We start from the raw sequence: 16935 nt of genomic DNA, 5'->3' as shown, positions 1-16935 counted from the left end.
GTAGGTCTCTTGCGCCGTCCTCAGGACAGCTCTTCCTTGCGGATGCGCACGATCGGCTGCAGCACGGTGGGCAGGGCCTGCAGTTCGGCGAGCACGTCGTTCACCGTGCCTTCGCGCGCATCGTGCGTGAGGATGATCAGGTCGGTCTGGGTCGAGCCCTCGCCGCCCACTTCGTCGGCTTCGCGCTGCAGCACCGCGTCGATGCTGATGCCGGCGGTGGCCAAGAGGCCCGTCACCTTGGCGAGCACGCCGGCCTGGTCGGCCACGCGCAGGCGCAGGTAGTAGCTGGTGACCACCTCGGCCATCGGCAGCACCTTCAGGTCGCTCATGGCGTCAGGGTGGAAGGCCAGGTGCGGCACGCGGTGCGCAGCGTCGGCCGTGTGCAGGCGCGTGATGTCGACGAGGTCGGCAATCACCGCGCTGGCGGTCGGCTCGCTGCCCGCGCCCTTGCCGTAGTACAGCGTGGTGCCCACGGCATCGCCATGCACCACGACGGCGTTCATGGCGCCTTCGACGTTCGCAAGCAGCCGCTTCGACGGCACGAGCGAGGGGTGCACGCGCAGCTCGATGCCCTGCGCAGTGCGCTTGGTGATGCCGAGCAGCTTGATGCGGTAGCCGAGCTGCTCGGCGTACTTGATGTCCTGCGCCGCCAGCTTGGTGATGCCCTCGATGTGCGCCTTGTCGAACTGCACCGGAATGCCGAAGGCAATGGCGCTCATCAGCGTGACCTTGTGGCCGGCATCGACGCCCTCGATGTCGAAGGTGGGGTCGGCTTCGGCGTAGCCCAGGCGCTGGGCCTCCTTGAGCACGGTGGCGAAGTCGAGCCCCTTGTCGCGCATCTCGGACAGGATGAAATTGGTGGTGCCGTTGATGATGCCGGCCAGCCACTGGATGCTGTTGGCCGTGAGGCCCTCGCGCAGCGCCTTGATGATCGGGATGCCGCCGGCCACCGCGGCCTCGAAGGCCACCATCACGCCCTTGGCATGTGCAGCCGCGAAGATCTCGGTGCCATGCACCGCAAGCAGCGCCTTGTTGGCCGTGACCACGTGCTTGCCGGCCGCAATGGCCTCGAGCACCAGCTGCCTCGCAACGCCGTAGCCGCCGATGAGCTCGATGACGATGTCGATGTCCGGGTTGGCGATGACTTCGCGTGCGTCGGCAACCACCTTCGCGCCTTCTCCGGCCACTTCGCGCGCACGCGCCGCGTCCAGGTCGGCCACCATCGTGATCTCGATGCCCCGGCCTGCGCGGCGCTTGATTTCTTCCTGATTGCGCAGCAGCACCTTGAAGGTGCCGCTGCCGACCGTGCCTGCGCCGAGCAGGCCTACTTGGATGGGTTTCATTGGAGATTCGCGTGGATGGTTCGTAATGGAGAAAGAATGGGGCCCCGGCCGCCTGGCGCGCGGCCGCGCCGTCAATCCGTCTTGCTGCGCAGGCGGTACAGCTCCAGGAACCTGGCGATGCGGTTGATCGCTTCGCGCAGGTCGTCCTCGTGGGGCAGGAACACGATGCGAAAGTGATCCGGCGTGGCCCAGTTGAAGCCCGTGCCCTGCACCAGCATCACCTTGGTTTCCCTCAGAAGCTCGAGGAAGAACTGACGGTCGTCCTCGATGGGATAGACCTTGGGATCGAGCTTGGGGAACATGTAGAGCGCGGCGCTCGGCTTGACGCAGCTCACGCCCGGAATGGCCGTGATGAGCTCGTAGGCCAGGTCGCGCTGGCGCCGCAGGCGGCCGCCGTCGCCGACCAGGTCGTTGATGCTCTGGTAGCCGCCGAGCGCGGTCTGGATGGCCCACTGTCCGGGCACGTTGGCGCACAGGCGCATGTTCGAGAGCATGTTCAGGCCCTCGATGTAGTCCTGCGCCCGCGCCTTGTCGCCCGAAACCACCAGCCAGCCCGCGCGGTAGCCGCACGAGCGGTAGCTCTTGGACAGCGAGTTGAAGGTCAGCGTGAGCACGTCGGTCGACAGGCTCGCGATCGCGGTGTGCCTGACGCCGTCGTACAGCACCTTGTCGTAGACCTCGTCGGCGAAGATCACCAGGTGGTGCTCGCGCGCAATGGCAACGATGCTCTTGAGCAGTTCGTCGGAATAGAGCGCACCGGTCGGATTGTTGGGGTTGATGACCACGATGCCCTTGGTCCGGGGCGTGATCTTGGCGCGGATGTCGTCCAGGTCGGGCATCCAGCCGTTGGCTTCGTCGCAGAGGTAGTGCACCGGCTTGCCGCCCGAGAGGCTCGAGGCAGCCGTCCACAGCGGATAGTCGGGGGCCGGCAGCAGCATTTCGTCGCCGTCGTTCAGCAGCGCGTTGGTGGCCATGGCGATCAGTTCGCTCGCGCCGTTGCCCAGGTAGATGTCCTCGAGCGTGACCCCTGCAACACCCTGCTTCTGGGTCTCGTGCATCACCGCCTTGCGGGCCGCGAAGATGCCCTTGCTGTCCGAATAACCCGCCGACCCCGGCAGGTTGCGGATCATGTCCTGCTGGACTTCTTCCGGCGCATCGAAGCCGAACACGGCCAGGTTGCCGATGTTGAGCCTGATGATCTTCTGGCCCTCTTCCTCCATCTGCTTCGCGGCGTCCATGATGGGGCCGCGGATGTCGTAGAGCACGTTGGCCAGCTTGGCCGATTTCTTGAACTGCTTCAAAGGGCCCTCCCGGGCGCGGGTTACTACTCGAGGTCGAAAGGCCCTGGAAGGCCTCGTGTCACTGGGAAAACCTATAATTTGACCACAGTTCCCAGTGCCCCGATGAAGCTCCAGCCCGACAAATCCGACGCCCAGTCCCTTACCGCGCACGGCCCCGGGTGGGTCGCAATCAACAATGAAAAGGTCGAGGGCAGCGTGGTGGTGGGCTCCCGCGGCGAGCGCTTCGAATGGAACTGCACCCGTTTCGACCAGCTCGGGCCCGAGCATTTCGCCCAGCTTGCGTCGCTTGGCGCGGAATTGGTCATTTTTGGAAGCGGATCACGCATCCGGTTCCCGCAGCCCGCCTGGCTCCAGCCCCTGATGGCCAGGCGCACCGGCGTGGAGACCATGGACACCCCCGCCGCCTGCCGCACCTACAACATCCTGGCCGGCGAAGGCCGCCACGTGATAGCCGCCCTCCTCGTGGAACCGCCCGAGCGGTGAGAGAAGGCTTTTCGGGGTAAAATACCGGGTTGCGAACAGGCCTGCTGCTCCAGTTAGCAACGACCAATCCTCCATTCGTCGAGTGTGCTGAAAAGCGCCCCGGTCAATGGAAACCAACGGAGAAAACAAGTTTCATGGCGATCGTTGTCAACAAACCCATTCCTGAATTCGACGCCAACGCCACGGGCGGACTGAAAGTCTCGAATACCTCTCACCTCGGCCACGTGCTGGTCATGTATTTTTACCCGAAAGATAACACTCCGGGTTGCACGACCGAAGCCATGCAGTTTCGCGACCGTTACAAGGACTTCGAAAAGGCTGGCGCCACCGTGTTCGGCGTGTCCCGCGACAACATGAAGTCGCACGACGAGTTCAAGGCCAAGCTCGAACTCCCGTTCGAACTCATCGCCGATACCGAAGAAAAAATGTGCCACATGTTCGGCGTGGTCAAGAACAAGATCATGTACGGCAAGAAGGTCAAGGGCATCGAGCGCAGCACCTTCCTGATCGGTGCCGACGGCATCCTCAAGGCCGAATGGCGCGGCCTCAAGGTCCCGGGCCACGTCGACGACGTGCTCAAGGCCGTCAAGGCCCTCAAGAAGGCCGCCTGAGCGTTACAAGAAGCGCCGTCTGTGCGCTTTTGCATCCCGCCGTGGGAAATGTCCAACGGACTTTGCAAAGAGCGCGAGACGCGTCACCGCCGGTGTGCATAATGGCCTCATGCCGTTGAGCTCCACGACCGCATCCCCCGAACAAAGCCGCCTTGGTCTACAGGCGGCTTTTTCGTTTTCTGGTTTCCACTTCCTGCGAGCGACCTGACACATGCCATTGCCTCCCGCCCCCACGAAACGCGCCGCATTGCTCTCGCCGGATGCGCACGATGCACCCGCCCGCTCCTCGCACAGGGGATCGCGCCGCTCGGGCGAATCGCGTACCGATTCGGCATCGTCGAGCGGCTCCTCCCAGCCGCTGGAATTGTTCGACCGCCATGCCGCCGATGCGGTAGGCGGTGGCGTCGAGGCGCTGCCGGTCCGCGCGAAAGCCAAACCCGCACCTTCCCGCGGACAGCGGCAGCAGCCCGCCGCACGCCGGGAGTCCGAGGCGCCGGCACCCGCCATGCATGCGCCTGCATCGCAGCAGCAACAAGTTGCAGCGCCGCAGGCCCCGGCACGGCCCAAGCGCAGCAAATCCAACGGCCCGGCCAAGCTCTTCGTGCTCGACACCAATGTGCTGCTGCACGACCCGATGTGCCTGTTCCGCTTCGAGGAGCACGACATCTTCCTGCCGATGATCGTGCTCGAGGAACTGGACGGCCACAAGAAGGGCACCACGGAAGTGGCCCGCAACGGCCGCCAGACCAGCCGCACGCTCGATGCGCTGGCCGCCGCCCAGGACGCCGACATCGCCAAGGGCCTGAAGCTCGACACCACCGGCCATCGCGAGGCCGGCGGCAAGCTGTTCTTCCAGACCGCGCCGCTCGACTATGCGCTGCCGATCAGCCTGCCCCAGGGCAAGGCCGACAACCAGATCCTCGGCGTGGTGCAGGCCTTGCGCGACCTCTACGCCAATGACCAGCCCGGCCGCCCGAAGCAGGAAGTGGTGCTGGTGTCCAAGGACATCAACATGCGCGTCAAGGCGCGCGCCCTGGGCCTGGCCGCCGACGACTACCAGAACGACAAGACGCTGGAAGACGGCGACCTGCTCTATGCGGGCTCGCTCGCGCTGCCAGCCGACTTCTGGACGCGCCAGAGCAAGACGGTCGAGAGCTGGCAAAGCGGCAGCAACACTTTCTACCGGGTCAGCGGTCCGCTGGTGCCCAACCTCTACATCAACCAGTTCGTCTATTTCGAAGCGCCGGGCGAGCCGAGCATGTACGCGCGCGTCACCGAGATCCGCGACAAGACCGCGGTGTTCAAGACCCTCAAGGACTACAGCTCGGGCAAGAATGCGGTCTGGGGCGTGAACACCCGCAACCGCGAGCAGAACTTCGCGATGAACCTGCTCATGGACCCGGAAGTCGACTTCGTCACGCTCACCGGCACCGCAGGCACCGGCAAGACGCTGATGGCGCTCGCCTCGGGCCTCACGCAGGTGCTCGACGACCGGCGCTACACCGAGATCATCATGACCCGCGCCACGGTGAGCGTGGGCGAGGACATCGGCTTCCTGCCCGGCACCGAGGAAGAGAAGATGGGCCCGTGGATGGGCGCGCTCGACGACAACCTCGAGTTCCTCGCCAAGGGCGACGGCGGCGGCGCCGGCGAATGGGGCCGCGCGGCCACCAACGAGCTGATCCGAAGCCGCATCAAGGTCAAGAGCATGAACTTCATGCGCGGCCGCACCTTCCTGAACAAGTACGTGATCATCGACGAGGCGCAGAACCTGACGCCCAAGCAGATGAAGACGTTGATCACCCGGGCCGGTCCGGGCACCAAGATCATCTGCATGGGCAACCTGGCGCAGATCGATACGCCGTACCTGACGGAAGGTTCCTCGGGCCTCACCTTCGCGGTCGACAAGTTCAAGGGCTGGCCGCACGGCGGACACATCACGCTGGCGCGCGGCGAGCGCTCGCGGCTGGCCGATTTCGCGAGCGACGTGCTCTAGAAGCCACCGGCTCACGGCTGGCCAAAGGCCCGCGCATGCTCTCTCGAGCCGCGCGGGCTTTTTTTCGCCCGCGGTGACAGGCTCCTGACAAGACGTTGTCAGGAGGCGGGCCGCACCATCAAGGCTCCTCTTCAACACAACGAAAGCGAGTCCTTCATGCAAAACGCCATCAGCTGGTTCGAGATTCCGGTCACCGACATCGACCGCGCCCAGGCCTTCTACGAAACCGTGCTCGGCCGCAAGCTGCGCCGCGAAGACTTCGGCGGGCAGACGCTGGCCGTGTTCCCGTACGACAAACCTGGCATCGGCGGCGCCCTGCAGGCCGGCGCGAACGCCAGCGCACGCGCAGGCAGCGGCATCCGCATCTATCTTGACTGCATGCCGAGCATCGACGCCGTGCTGGCGCGCATCGAAAAGGCCGGCGGCCAGATCGTCGCGCCCAAGTCCGCGCTGCCGCCAGGCATGGGCTTCATCGCCCACCTGCGCGACACCGAAGGCAACGAAGTCGGCCTTCACGCGCTCGACTGAACCGCACCATGGCACCACGCAACTGGATTGCCGTGGCCAGCGCCGAGCACGCCCGGCGCGGGCGGGACCACAAACCGCTCGGCTTCATGCAGGTCGGCCACGGCAAGCTCGGCCCGCTCAAGCGGGTTGCAGCGGGCGACCGCGTCGCCTACTATGCGCCGGCCACGGTCTTCGGCGGCACCGACAAGCTGCAGAGCTTCGTCTCGATCGGCATCGTGCAGCCGGGCGCGCCGTACGAAGCGGACATGGGCAACGGCTTTGTTCCATGCCGGCTCGACGTGGCCTACGCGGCCTCCCGCGAAACGCCGATCGCGCCCCTGCTGGAACAGCTGGCATTCATCGAGAACCCGAAGCAGTGGGGCTACAAGTTCCGCTTCGGGCTGTTCGATGTCTCCGACGCCGACATGATGCTGATCGCACGTGCCATGGAAGCCGACCTGAAGGCGCTCGCGCTCTGAGCGCCACAATCCTTACATCATCCATGCAGAAGACAACCCCGATGGAACCCGTGCGCCGGCACCACGACGCCTTCCAGGTCGCGGGCCTCACGGTCCGCACCACCAACCGCGAAGAGAACGATCCCGCGACCGCCCGCATCGGCGCTCTGTGGGATCGCTTCTTCAGCGAAGAGACATACCGTACGACACCCGGCCGCACCGGCGATGTCCGCCTGTTCGGCGTCTACTCCGGCTACGAATCCGATGCGCACGGGGCCTTCGACCTGACCGTGGGCGTGGCCGTCTCGGGCGCGGCGGACGGCGTGGCCCTCGAGGCCGGCAACTACCTCGTCTTTTCGGGCCAGGGCGAGATGCCGCAGATGCTGATCGCCACCTGGCAGCGCATCTGGCAGTATTTCGAGGCACACCCGGAAATCGTGCGCCGCTACCGCAGCGATTTCGAAGCCTACGAGGGGCCGGACAAGGTGGCGATCCACATCGGAGTTTCATGAGCACACGCCAGGGCCGGTCCGACGGCTTCGCCCGAACATCCCAGGGAGCGCGCTGATGCGCCGCGCCGACCGCCTGTTCCAGCTCGTGCAGATCATCCGCGGGCGCCGGCTCACCACGGCCGCGTTCCTGGCGCAGCGCCTCGAGGTGTCGGAGCGGACCGTCTACCGCGACGTGGCCGACCTGCAGCACCAGGGCGTACCCATCGAGGGCGAGGCCGGCGTGGGATACAGGCTCGGTGCGGGCTTCGAGTTGCCGCCACTGATGTTCACGCAGGACGAGGCTTCGGCGCTCGTGGCCGCGGCCCGTCTGGCGCAGAGCTGGGTCGATCCGGCACTCGCGCGCGACATCGAAACCGGGCTCGGCAAGATCCTTTCGGTGCTGCCGCCGGCGGCCCGCGTCTCGGCCGAGGCGCTGGCACTCTACGCCCCCGCGCTGGGGCTGGGCGATGCCCTGCGCACGCGGCTGCAGACCCTGCGCGAAGCCGTGCAGGCGCGCCAGAAACTGCGCCTTCACTATCGCGACGTTTCGGGTGATGCCAGCGAACGCACCGTGCGTCCGCTCGGCTGCTTCTACTGGGGCAAGGTCTGGACGCTTTCGACCTGGTGCGAACTGCGCAACGACTTCCGCGGTTTTCGCATCGACCGCATGGATGCCGTCGACGTGCTGCCCGAACGCTTTCGCGACGAAGCAGGCAAGACGCTGGCCGACATGCTGCGCCAGGTGAAGGCGCGAACGGCCGAAGCGAAGCTGCTGGAACAGCAGAAATGAAGTCGCGACGGCGTCAGTAGTCGTCGCTGCTGCCGTAGCTGGCCAGGTTCTCGAACTTGGTGAGCGGCTTGAGGAAGGTCAGCTTGACGGTGCCCGTGGGTCCGTTGCGGTGCTTGCTGATGATCACCTCGGCCACGCCCGGCTCCTTGCTGTTCTTGTCGTAGTAGTCGTCGCGGTAGATGAACATGATGATGTCCGCGTCCTGCTCGATGGCGCCGGATTCGCGCAGGTCGCTCATCATGGGACGCTTGTCGGTGCGGCTTTCGACACCGCGGCTCAACTGCGACAGCGCGATCACCGGGCACTTGAGCTCCTTGGCGAGCATCTTCAGGCCACGCGAGATTTCGCCCACGGCCGTGGCGCGGTTCTCGTCGTTCATGCTGGTCGACACGCTCATGAGCTGAAGGTAGTCGACCACGATCAGGCCGAGCCGCCCGTACTGGCGCGCCAGGCGGCGCGCGTTGGCACGCAGCTCGCTGGTGGTCAGGCCAGGGGTCTCGTCGATGTGCAGCGACACGTTGCGCAGCTTCTCGATCGCCTCCGTGAGCCGCGGCCACTCTTCATCGCTGAGCTTGCCGGTGCGCAGGTGTCCCTGATCGATGCGCCCGATCGAGCCGACGATACGCACCGCCAGCTGCGACGCACCCATTTCCATCGAGAAGACCGCCACCGGCAGCCCTTCGTTGAGCGCCACGTGCTCGGCGATGTTGATGGCCAGCGAGGTCTTGCCCATGGAGGGACGCGCGGCCAGCACGATCATGTCGCCCGGCTGCAGGCCCGAGGTCATCTTGTCGAACTCGTAGAAGCCGGTGCGCACGCCGGTGATGTCGTTCGGGTTCTCCGCCATCTCGGTCACGCGGTCGAGCAGTTCGACGACCAGGGCATCCATGCTCTGGAAGCCCTGCTTCATCCGCGTGCCTTCTTCGCCGATGTTGAAGATCTTCTGCTCGGCCTCGTCCAGGATCTTGTCGACCGACTTGCCCTGCGTGTTGAAGGCGTTGGTCGCGATCTCGTCGCTTGCGGAGACGAGTTTTCGCAGGATCGAGCGTTCGCGCACGATCTCCGCGTAGCGGCGGATGTTGCTCGCGCTCGGTACATACTGCGCGAGCGAATTGAGGTAGACCAGGCCGCCGATTTCATCGGCCTTGCCCAAGCTCTGGAGCTGCTCGTAGACCGTGATGACGTCGGCCGGCTTGCTGGCGTTGATCAATCCGCCGATCGCGGCATAGATCAGCTTGTGCTCGTGGCGGTAGAAGTCGCCATCCACCAGCAGGTCGCCCATGCGGTCCCAGGCACCGTTGTCGAGCAGCAGGCCGCCAAGCACGCTCGACTCGGCCTCGATCGAATGAGGCGGAATGCGAAGCTGGGCAACTTGGCGATCGGCCGACGGGTCATTGTCGGCATAGGAAAAAACGGCGGACATGGACTTCCCTTGCAACCCTGCATGCTAAGCCGCGCACGCGCTGGCGTGTGTGGACAAGGTTGTGAATAAACAGTGATCTTTCGGTGCATCGCGCTGGAAAACCGGTGCGCAGAAAGACAAAAGCCGCCCGGAGGCGGCTTTTGCGACAGCGCACGGGCGCTGTGGACGATCAGGCGGTTTCGCCGTAGACCGTGACCGTGATGTCGACCACCACGTCGGTGTGCAGCGCAACGCTCACGGTGCTGTCGCCGACGACCTTGATCGGGCCGTTGGGCAGGCGCACTTGCGACTTTGCAACCTTGTAGCCTTGCTTGCCCAGTTCTTCGGCGATGTCGCCGTTGGTGACCGAGCCGAACAGGCGGCCGTCGACGCCGGCCTTCTGGGTCAGCTTGACGGTCGTGCCGCCGAGCTTCTCGCCCTGGGCTTGCGATTCGGCCAGCTTGGCGGCCGCAGCCTTTTCGAGTTCGGCGCGCTTGGCTTCGAATTCGGCCTTGTTGGCAGCGGTGGCGCGGCGGGCGCGGCCCGTCGGGATCAGGAAGTTGCGTGCATAGCCGTCCTTGACCTTGACGATGTCGCCGAGGCCACCGACGTTCAGGACCTTGTCCAGAAGAATGATTTGCATGGTGTGTGCTCCTTCTTAGACGCGGTGCTGGTCGCTGTACGGCACCATGGCCAGGAAGCGCGCGCGCTTGATGGCGGTGTTCAGCTGGCGCTGGTAGATCGCGCGCGTGCCGGTCAGGCGTGCGGGGATGATCTTGCCGTTTTCGCTGATGAAATCACGCAGCGTGTCGATGTCCTTGTAGTCGATTTCCTCGACGCCCGCGACGGTGAAGCGGCAGAAGCGCTTGCGCTTGAACAGCAGCGACTGGGTGTTGCGCTTCGGGCGCTTGTCTTTGTTGAATTTCTTGAACGTGGCCATTTGGGGACCTCTTGTCGAAAATTAATCTTGCTGAAAATCCTGGATGTGCAGGACCGGATGCTTGCCATTGCCCGGTGTCGCGAGGAAGCCCTGAAAACGCCAGAGACTTCCCATCGACTGCATTGCGAGCCGTTCGGCGATGGCGCCGAAGGCAACGGCCCTGAGGGCCGCTTTCACCTGCCTGGCTTTTCCTGCCTCCTGGAGCGTCGACTCGTGTTCGAGCTTCAGATCGATGGCGGGAAGGCCGGCGGGCGTGTATCGCAAGGCTCCGAGTTCGGCAACCGAGGCGGTCAGCACCAGCTGATTGACACCGGTTGCCGCAGCAGCGGCAGCGGTCACGCCATCAGCTGTTGTTGGCGGCGTATTCGGCCTGCTGAGCCTTGCGGGCTTCTTCGCGCTCGACCGTCTTCATCATCGACGAAGGACCGGTTTCGGCCTTCTTCTTCTGAACGGTGAGGTGGCGCAGCACGGCATCGTTGAACTTGAACGCGTGTTCCAGTTCGCCCATCACGGTTTGCTCGGCTTCGATGTTGACGCACAGGTAGTGCGCCTTGCTGAGCTTGTTGATCTGGTAGGCCAGCTGGCGGCGGCCCCAGTCTTCAACGCGGTGGACCTTGCCGCCGCCGGCCGTGATGAGGCCCTTGTAGCGCTCCAGCATGGCCGGAACTTGTTCGCTCTGATCCGGATGGATCAGCAAAATGATTTCGTAGTGACGCATGGCACTCCTTGTGGATTCTTCCGTGGAAGAGGAAAAGCCACCTGCAGCGTCGGGCGCAGTGTGGCAAGGCAAAGCCGGCTATTGTAGCACTGCTTGCGCCACGCGTGTCCAGCGTCAGTCTTTCAGGGCCCTGTCCAGTGCCGCGGCCTTCTCCGCGCCCACTGCGGCGCGTATCTTGGGCGCCAGGGCGACCAGGTCTTCGTAGCTCGTCGTGCCTTCGACCTGCAGGTTGAGCCTGAAGCCCATCAGGCCCAGCGCGCCAGTCAATTGGGTGGCGATGGGATAGGCATCCTTGTAGCGCTGCTGCCTGCTGCGCCCGGAAGGCGGCGCGGGTTCGGCCGGCTTGGGTGCCGCCGGCGCCTTGCTTGCAGCAGCCTGCGCAGGCGCCTCGGGCACGGTCGCCCTGGCTGGCGCCGGCGCCGCCGGCTTGCTTCCCGCCGCGGGGCCGAGCAGCCCCAGTTCGACCATCTGGTCAATTTCTTCTCGCCCGATGCCCGTTCCGGAGGCAAGCACCTCGTCGATCGAGCGCTTGCCGTCGAACAGGATGAACGCGGTGCGCTGGCGCGGCGAAAGCGGCACCGAGCGATCCTTGAGAACCTGCTGTCCAGCTTCTGTCTTGACAAGAATCATGATGGTTTCTTCCGCGAAAAACCGGCGGGTGCGGCGACGAGCGGCTTCGCCATGCAATCCGCAAGCAACCCGCCAGCTTGCGAATGTCGCAAGTCTGACATAAGTAACACATTCTGATTCAATTAGGCAGCACGCCGAAGCGGGAATTCCCGGTGAGGGACTCCCCGCGAGGGCCATCGCGCGGCGAGGGTGCCTCGCCTCTCTTCAGTTGTCAGCGCTTGGCGAGCTGCTGCCAGGTGTCGATGACGCTGTCCGGATTGAGCGAAATCGATTCGATGCCCTGCTCCGCCAGCCAGAGCGCAAAGTCCGGGTGGTCGCTGGGGCCTTGGCCGCAGATGCCGACGTACTTGCCCTCGGCCTTGCAGGCCTTGATGACGCGGCTCAGCAGCGCCTTGACGGCCGGATCGCGCTCGTCGAAATCGGCGGCCAGCAGTTCGAGCCCCGAGTCGCGGTCCAGGCCGAGCGTCAGCTGGGTCAGGTCGTTCGAGCCGATCGAGAAGCCGTCGAAGTACTTCAGGAACTCTTCGGGCAGCACGGCATTGCTCGGCACCTCGCACATCATGATCAGCTTGAGCTCGTTCTCGCCGCGCTTCAGGCCATGTTCGCCGAGCAGCGTGGTCACGCGTTCGGCCTGGCCCAGCGTGCGCACGAAGGGCACCATGATCTGCACGTTGACCAGGCCCATGTCGTTGCGCACGCGCTTGAGCGCCTCGCATTCCATGGCAAAGGCCTCGCCGAAATCCTTGCTCAGGTAGCGCGCGGCGCCGCGGAAGCCGAGCATCGGGTTTTCTTCTTCCGGCTCGTAGCGGCTGCCGCCGATCAGCTTGCGGTACTCGTTCGACTTGAAGTCCGAGAGGCGAACGATCACCTTCTTGGGCCAGAAGGCGGCAGCGATGGTCGCGATGCCTTCGGCCACCTTGTCGACATAGAAGGCGCGCGGCGAGGCATGGCCGCGGGCCACGGATTCAACGGCCTTCTTCAGGTCGTTGTCGACGTTCGGATAATCGAGGATCGCCTTCGGATGCACGCCGATGTTGTTGTTGATGATGAACTCGAGGCGGGCCAGGCCCACGCCGTGGTTCGGCAGCTGCGCGAAGTCGAAGGCCAACTGCGGATTGCCGACGTTCATCATCAGCTGGATGTCGATTTCGGGCATCACGCCGCGCTGCACCTCGGTCACTTCGGTTTCGAGCAGCCCGTCGTAGATGAAGCCGGTGTCACCCTCGGCGCAGCTCACGGTCACCAGCGTGCCGTCCTTCAGCAGGTCGGTGGCGTCGCCGCAGCCGACCACGGCCGGAATGCCGAGCTCGCGCGCAATGATGGCCGCGTGGCAGGTGCGTCCGCCGCGGTTGGTGACGATGGCGGCCGCGCGCTTCATCACGGGTTCCCAGTTGGGGTCGGTCATGTCGGTGACGAGCACGTCGCCGGCCTGGACCTTGTCCATTTCGCTGATGTTGTGCACGAGCCGCACGGGACCGGTGCCGATCTTCTGGCCGATGGCACGGCCTTCGGCGAGCACGGCCCCCTTGCCCAGCAGCTTGTAGCGCTGCTCGGCCTTGCCCTGCTGCTGGCTCTTCACGGTTTCAGGGCGTGCCTGCAGGATGTAGAGCTGGCCGTCGGTGCCGTCCTTGCCCCACTCGATGTCCATCGGGCGGCCATAGTGTTCTTCGATGACGAGCGCGTACCTGGCGAGCTGCTCGACGTCGGCGTCGCTCAGCGAATAGCGGTTGCGCTGCTCGGCCTTGACGTCGGTGGTCTTCACCAGCTTGCCGGAGGCCTTTTTCTCCTCGGGCGACGCGAACTCCATCTGGATCAGCTTGGAGCCCAGGTTGCGGCGGATCACGGCCTTCTTGCCGGCACGCAGCGTGGGCTTGTGGACGTAGAACTCGTCGGGGTTCACGGCGCCCTGCACCACCGTTTCGCCGAGGCCGTAGCTGGAGGTGATGAACACCACGTCCTGGAAGCCCGACTCGGTGTCGATGGTGAACATCACGCCGGCCGCGCCGAGGTCCGAGCGGACCATGCGCTGCACGCCCGCCGAGAGCGCCACCACGTCGTGCGCGAAGCCCTTGTGCACGCGGTAGCTGATGGCGCGGTCGTTGTAGAGGGAAGCAAAGACTTCCTTCATCTTGTGCAGCACGTCGTCGATGCCGACCACGTTCAGGAAGGTTTCCTGCTGGCCCGCGAACGAGGCGTCGGGCAGGTCTTCGGCCGTGGCCGAGGAACGCACGGCAAACGAGGCGGCGGGGTTGCCTTCGCTCAGCTTCGCGAACGCCTCGGTGATGGCTTTCTGCAGGTCGGCCGGAAAGGGCTGGGCCTCGACCATGGCGCGGATCTCGGCGCCGGCCGCGGCCAGCGCCCGCACGTCTTCGGTGTCCAGTGCGGCGAGCCGCTTGCTGATCTTGTCGGCCAGGCCGTCGTGGGCCAGGAACTGGCGGAACGCGTGCGCCGTGGTCGCGAAACCCGTGGGCACCCGCACGCCCTGCGGCAATTGCGAGATCATTTCGCCGAGGCTGGCGTTCTTGCCGCCGACCGACTCGACGTCGGTCATCCTCAGGTTTTCAAACGGTACGACCAGGGCGGTCGCGTCGAAAAGTGCAGACATGGGAAAGCTCCAGAAGTTGAAACCGGTGCTGCATGCAGACGGCGCAGCACGATCGTTGTCGTTGCTTGGGGTGCTGGCGCGGTGTGCATGGAAAGAATTGGGAGTGGGAAGCAGATTCCCGATAATGGCCCGGATTGTAGGCGTGGCGAGATTGCACGCGCCGCAGGACAAGGCCGCAACACATGACCACACGCACCGTCTTCTTCATTTCCGATGGCACCGGCATCACCGCCGAAACATTTGGTAACGCGGTGCTGGCCCAGTTCGAAATGAAGCCGCGCCATGTGCGGCTGCCGTTCACCGACACGGTCGACAAGGCGCACCAGGCGGTGCGGCAGATCAACCACACGGCCGAACTGGAAGGCGTGCGCCCCATCGTTTTCACGACGCTCGCGAACATGGAGGTGCTGGAGGTGATCGAAACCGGCTGCAAGGGCATGCTGCTCGACATGTTCGGCACCTTCGTGCGGCCGCTGGAGATCGAGCTGGCGGTGAAGTCGAACCACCGCATCGGCCGCTTCAGCGACGTCAGCAAGAGCAAGGAATACGACGCCCGCATCGCGGCCATCGACTTCAGCCTGGCCCACGACGACGGCCAGAGCAACCGGGACCTCGAAGGCGCCGACGTGATCCTGGTGGGCGTGAGCCGCAGCGGCAAGACGCCGACCTCTCTTTATCTGGCGATGCAGCACGGCCTGAAGGCGGCCAACTATCCGCTGATCCCGGAAGATTTCGAGCGCCGCCAGCTGCCGCCGGCCCTGATGCCGCACCGCAAGAAGATCTTCGGGCTCACGATCCAGCCCGAGCGCCTGAGCCAGATCCGCAACGAGCGCCGGCCGGATTCGCGCTACGCCAGCCTCGAGAACTGCCGCAACGAGGTGAGCGAAGCCGAGGCCATGATGCGCCGCGCCGGCATCCGGTGGCTTTCGACGACGACCAAGTCGATCGAGGAAATTGCCACCACCATCCTGCAGGAACTGAAGCCCGAGCGGCTGGTTTACTGAGCCAGCCGCTCGGCCAGGCTGCCGCAGGCGCCGTTTTTAGGCAGCCGCCTGCTCGGCCGGGGCCGAGGTCCGGATCAGGTGGTCGAAAGCGCCGAGCGCCGCCTTCGCGCCGTCGCCGGCCGCGATGATGATCTGCTTGAACGGCACGGTCGTCACGTCGCCCGCGGCAAACACGCCCGGCACCGAGGTCTGCCCCCTGGCGTCGACCACGATCTCGCCGTGCTTGGTCAGTTCGACCACGCCCTTGAGCCAGTCGGTGTTGGGCACCAGGCCGATCTGGATGAACACGCCTTCGAGTTCGACCTTCTTCAGCTCGCCCGTCGCGCGGTCCTTGTAGATCAGGCCGTTGACCTTCTGGTCGCCGGTGATCTCGGTGGTCTGTGCGTTGGTGAACACGTCGACGTTCTTCAGACTCTTGAGCTTGCGCTGCAGCACGGCGTCGGCGCGCAGGGCCGTGTCGAATTCGATCAGCGTGACATGGCCGACGATGCCGGCCAGGTCGATGGCCGCCTCGACGCCCGAATTGCCGCCGCCGATCACCGCCACGCGCTTGCCCTTGAACAGCGGGCCGTCGCAGTGCGGGCAATAGGCCACGCCCTTGTTCTTGAACTCGTGCTCGCCGGGCACGTTGATGTTGCGCCAGCGCGCGCCTGTCGAGATGATGATCGACTTGCTCTTGAGCGAGGCGCCGCTTTCGAGCTGCACCTCGATCAGGTCCTTGCCCGGAACCAGCGCCTTGGCGCGCTGCAGGTTCATGATGTCGACGTCGTAGTCGCGCACATGCTCTTCGAGGGCGTGGGCGAACTTCGGTCCTTCGGTTTCCTTGATCGAGATGAAGTTCTCGATGCCCAGCGTGTCGAGCACTTGGCCGCCGAAGCGCTCCGAAGCCACGCCGGTGCGGATGCCCTTGCGCGCCGCATACACGGCCGCCGCCGCGCCGGCCGGGCCGCCGCCGACGATCAGCACGTCGAACGGGTCCTTGGCGGCGATCTTCCTGGCCTCGCGCTCGACGCCGCTGGTGTCGATCTTCGCGAGGATTTCTTCGAGGCTCATGCGGCCCTGGCCGAACTCGGTGCCGTTCAGGAACACGGTGGGCACCGCCATCACCTGGCGTTCCTTGACCTCTTCCTGGAAGGTGCCGCCCTCAATCATCGTGGTGCGGATGCGCGGGTTCTGGATGGCCATCAGGTTCAGCGCCTGGACCACGTCGGGGCAGTTGTGGCAGGTGAGCGAGACATAGATCTCGAACTCGAAGTCGCCGTCGAGTGCGCGGATCTGGTCGAGCACCGCCTGCTCGACCTTCGGGGGATAGCCGCCGATCTGCAGCAGCGCAAGGATCAGCGACGTGAATTCATGGCCCATCGGCAGGCCGGCAAAACGCGGGCCGTGGTTCTCGCTCGGACGATTGACCGAGAAAGAAGGCTTGCGATGGTTGTCGTCGCGGCTTTCGGTCAGCTTGACCAGCGGCGACGCTTCGGCGACGTCCTTCAGCAGCGACAGCATTTCGCCCGAGGCCTTGCTGTCGTCGAGCGAGGCGACGATCTCGATCGGCTGCGTGGCGCGCTCGAGGTAACTCTTCAATTGGGCTTTGGTGCTGGCGTCGAGCATGACGGACTCTCTTTCGATAACTGAAAACTATCAACTGGGGACAAAAAA

Annotated in this window: 18 protein-coding genes; 8 read left to right on the top strand and 10 right to left on the bottom strand. The window is 64.9% G+C overall.

The window, feature by feature from the left end:
* Positions 1–20: 20 nt before the first annotated feature.
* Entirely contained in the window at positions 21–1343 is a 1323-nt protein-coding gene (locus tag ACAM54_RS09625; protein ID WP_369650538.1) for a homoserine dehydrogenase, read from the bottom strand.
* Between the two features lie 71 nt (positions 1344–1414).
* Positions 1415–2644 (bottom strand): aminotransferase class I/II-fold pyridoxal phosphate-dependent enzyme, encoded by a 1230-nt coding sequence (locus tag ACAM54_RS09620; protein WP_025569341.1) that lies wholly within the window; start codon positions 2642–2644, stop codon positions 1415–1417.
* A 102-nt stretch (positions 2645–2746) separates the two neighbouring features.
* Between ACAM54_RS09620 and ACAM54_RS09615 the strand changes: the two genes are divergently transcribed.
* From ACAM54_RS09615 to ACAM54_RS09585, 7 genes are all read left to right on the top strand, one after another.
* Entirely contained in the window at positions 2747–3127 is a 381-nt protein-coding gene (locus tag ACAM54_RS09615) for an Mth938-like domain-containing protein (RefSeq protein ID WP_025569340.1), read from the top strand.
* A gap of 134 nt (positions 3128–3261) precedes the next feature.
* Complete coding sequence (locus tag ACAM54_RS09610; RefSeq protein ID WP_007830801.1) at positions 3262–3738, top strand: peroxiredoxin; 477 nt, start codon at positions 3262–3264, stop codon at positions 3736–3738.
* Positions 3739–3949: 211 nt separating this feature from the next.
* Positions 3950–5734, top strand: a complete 1785-nt coding sequence (locus ACAM54_RS09605) for a PhoH family protein (RefSeq protein WP_369650537.1) — start codon at positions 3950–3952, stop codon at positions 5732–5734.
* Between the two features lie 156 nt (positions 5735–5890).
* On the top strand, positions 5891–6262 hold the full coding sequence (locus ACAM54_RS09600) for a VOC family protein (protein WP_025569338.1): 372 nt from the start codon (positions 5891–5893) through the stop codon (positions 6260–6262).
* Positions 6263–6270: 8 nt separating this feature from the next.
* Entirely contained in the window at positions 6271–6720 is a 450-nt protein-coding gene (locus tag ACAM54_RS09595; protein ID WP_209499630.1) for an EVE domain-containing protein, read from the top strand.
* Positions 6721–6743: 23 nt separating this feature from the next.
* Positions 6744–7211 (top strand): effector binding domain-containing protein, encoded by a 468-nt coding sequence (locus ACAM54_RS09590; protein ID WP_049809343.1) that lies wholly within the window; start codon positions 6744–6746, stop codon positions 7209–7211.
* A gap of 55 nt (positions 7212–7266) precedes the next feature.
* Entirely contained in the window at positions 7267–7980 is a 714-nt protein-coding gene (locus ACAM54_RS09585; protein ID WP_025569335.1) for a YafY family protein, read from the top strand.
* Between the two features lie 13 nt (positions 7981–7993).
* On the opposite strand, the gene dnaB is transcribed toward ACAM54_RS09585, so the two are convergent.
* The 7 genes from dnaB to ppsA all read right to left on the bottom strand — a co-directional run bounded on the left by dnaB (position 7994) and on the right by ppsA (position 14275).
* Entirely contained in the window at positions 7994–9403 is a 1410-nt protein-coding gene (gene dnaB / locus ACAM54_RS09580) for a replicative DNA helicase (RefSeq protein WP_025569334.1), read from the bottom strand.
* 169 nt (positions 9404–9572) lie between these two features.
* On the bottom strand, positions 9573–10025 hold the full coding sequence (gene rplI / locus ACAM54_RS09575; RefSeq protein ID WP_145745913.1) for a 50S ribosomal protein L9: 453 nt from the start codon (positions 10023–10025) through the stop codon (positions 9573–9575).
* A gap of 15 nt (positions 10026–10040) precedes the next feature.
* Positions 10041–10322, bottom strand: a complete 282-nt coding sequence (gene rpsR, locus ACAM54_RS09570; RefSeq protein ID WP_007830781.1) for a 30S ribosomal protein S18 — start codon at positions 10320–10322, stop codon at positions 10041–10043.
* Between the two features lie 21 nt (positions 10323–10343).
* Entirely contained in the window at positions 10344–10661 is a 318-nt protein-coding gene (gene priB, locus ACAM54_RS09565; protein WP_261380366.1) for a primosomal replication protein N, read from the bottom strand.
* Positions 10662–10665: 4 nt separating this feature from the next.
* Positions 10666–11040: a 30S ribosomal protein S6 gene (gene rpsF, locus ACAM54_RS09560; protein WP_012746958.1), complete on the bottom strand. Its 375-nt coding sequence runs from the start codon at positions 11038–11040 to the stop codon at positions 10666–10668.
* Between the two features lie 114 nt (positions 11041–11154).
* Positions 11155–11670, bottom strand: a complete 516-nt coding sequence (locus ACAM54_RS09555; protein WP_369650536.1) for a hypothetical protein — start codon at positions 11668–11670, stop codon at positions 11155–11157.
* A gap of 211 nt (positions 11671–11881) precedes the next feature.
* Positions 11882–14275, bottom strand: coding sequence for a phosphoenolpyruvate synthase (ppsA, locus tag ACAM54_RS09550; protein ID WP_025569330.1), 2394 nt, complete (start codon positions 14273–14275; stop codon positions 11882–11884).
* 182 nt (positions 14276–14457) lie between these two features.
* Here ppsA and ACAM54_RS09545 point away from each other — a divergent pair, with 182 nt between their 5' ends.
* On the top strand, positions 14458–15279 hold the full coding sequence (locus ACAM54_RS09545; protein ID WP_025569329.1) for a pyruvate, water dikinase regulatory protein: 822 nt from the start codon (positions 14458–14460) through the stop codon (positions 15277–15279).
* A 36-nt stretch (positions 15280–15315) separates the two neighbouring features.
* On the opposite strand, the gene ahpF is transcribed toward ACAM54_RS09545, so the two are convergent.
* A complete protein-coding gene (ahpF, locus tag ACAM54_RS09540; RefSeq protein WP_025569328.1) occupies positions 15316–16887 on the bottom strand; it encodes an alkyl hydroperoxide reductase subunit F in 1572 nt (523 codons plus the stop codon).
* Between the last annotated feature and the right edge of the window lie 48 nt (positions 16888–16935).

Origin of the sequence: Variovorax sp. V93, assembly GCF_041154485.1 — a bacterium.
GTDB classification, from domain to species: Bacteria; Pseudomonadota; Gammaproteobacteria; order Burkholderiales; family Burkholderiaceae_C; genus Variovorax; species Variovorax beijingensis_A.
Note: the sequence above shows the minus strand (reverse complement) of the source record. Positions and strands in the feature narration are given on the sequence as shown.

What these genes read in the sequence shown, in the direction of transcription:
- ACAM54_RS09610 (WP_007830801.1), top strand. Translation starts at nt 3,262, where the DNA reads ATGGCGATCGTTGTCAACAAACCCATTCCTGAATTCGACGCCAACGCC.
- ACAM54_RS09590 (WP_049809343.1), top strand. Translation starts at nt 6,744, where the DNA reads ATGCAGAAGACAACCCCGATGGAACCCGTGCGCCGGCACCACGACGCC.
- ACAM54_RS09625 (WP_369650538.1), bottom strand. Translation starts at nt 1,343, where the DNA reads ATGAAACCCATCCAAGTAGGCCTGCTCGGCGCAGGCACGGTCGGCAGC.
- rpsF (WP_012746958.1), bottom strand. Translation starts at nt 11,040, where the DNA reads ATGCGTCACTACGAAATCATTTTGCTGATCCATCCGGATCAGAGCGAA.
- ACAM54_RS09605 (WP_369650537.1), top strand. Translation starts at nt 3,950, where the DNA reads ATGCCATTGCCTCCCGCCCCCACGAAACGCGCCGCATTGCTCTCGCCG.
- ACAM54_RS09600 (WP_025569338.1), top strand. Translation starts at nt 5,891, where the DNA reads ATGCAAAACGCCATCAGCTGGTTCGAGATTCCGGTCACCGACATCGAC.
- rpsR (WP_007830781.1), bottom strand. Translation starts at nt 10,322, where the DNA reads ATGGCCACGTTCAAGAAATTCAACAAAGACAAGCGCCCGAAGCGCAAC.
- ACAM54_RS09555 (WP_369650536.1), bottom strand. Translation starts at nt 11,670, where the DNA reads ATGATTCTTGTCAAGACAGAAGCTGGACAGCAGGTTCTCAAGGATCGC.
- ppsA (WP_025569330.1), bottom strand. Translation starts at nt 14,275, where the DNA reads ATGTCTGCACTTTTCGACGCGACCGCCCTGGTCGTACCGTTTGAAAAC.
- ACAM54_RS09595 (WP_209499630.1), top strand. Translation starts at nt 6,271, where the DNA reads ATGGCACCACGCAACTGGATTGCCGTGGCCAGCGCCGAGCACGCCCGG.
- ACAM54_RS09545 (WP_025569329.1), top strand. Translation starts at nt 14,458, where the DNA reads ATGACCACACGCACCGTCTTCTTCATTTCCGATGGCACCGGCATCACC.
- ACAM54_RS09585 (WP_025569335.1), top strand. Translation starts at nt 7,267, where the DNA reads ATGCGCCGCGCCGACCGCCTGTTCCAGCTCGTGCAGATCATCCGCGGG.
- rplI (WP_145745913.1), bottom strand. Translation starts at nt 10,025, where the DNA reads ATGCAAATCATTCTTCTGGACAAGGTCCTGAACGTCGGTGGCCTCGGC.
- ACAM54_RS09615 (WP_025569340.1), top strand. Translation starts at nt 2,747, where the DNA reads ATGAAGCTCCAGCCCGACAAATCCGACGCCCAGTCCCTTACCGCGCAC.
- dnaB (WP_025569334.1), bottom strand. Translation starts at nt 9,403, where the DNA reads ATGTCCGCCGTTTTTTCCTATGCCGACAATGACCCGTCGGCCGATCGC.
- ahpF (WP_025569328.1), bottom strand. Translation starts at nt 16,887, where the DNA reads ATGCTCGACGCCAGCACCAAAGCCCAATTGAAGAGTTACCTCGAGCGC.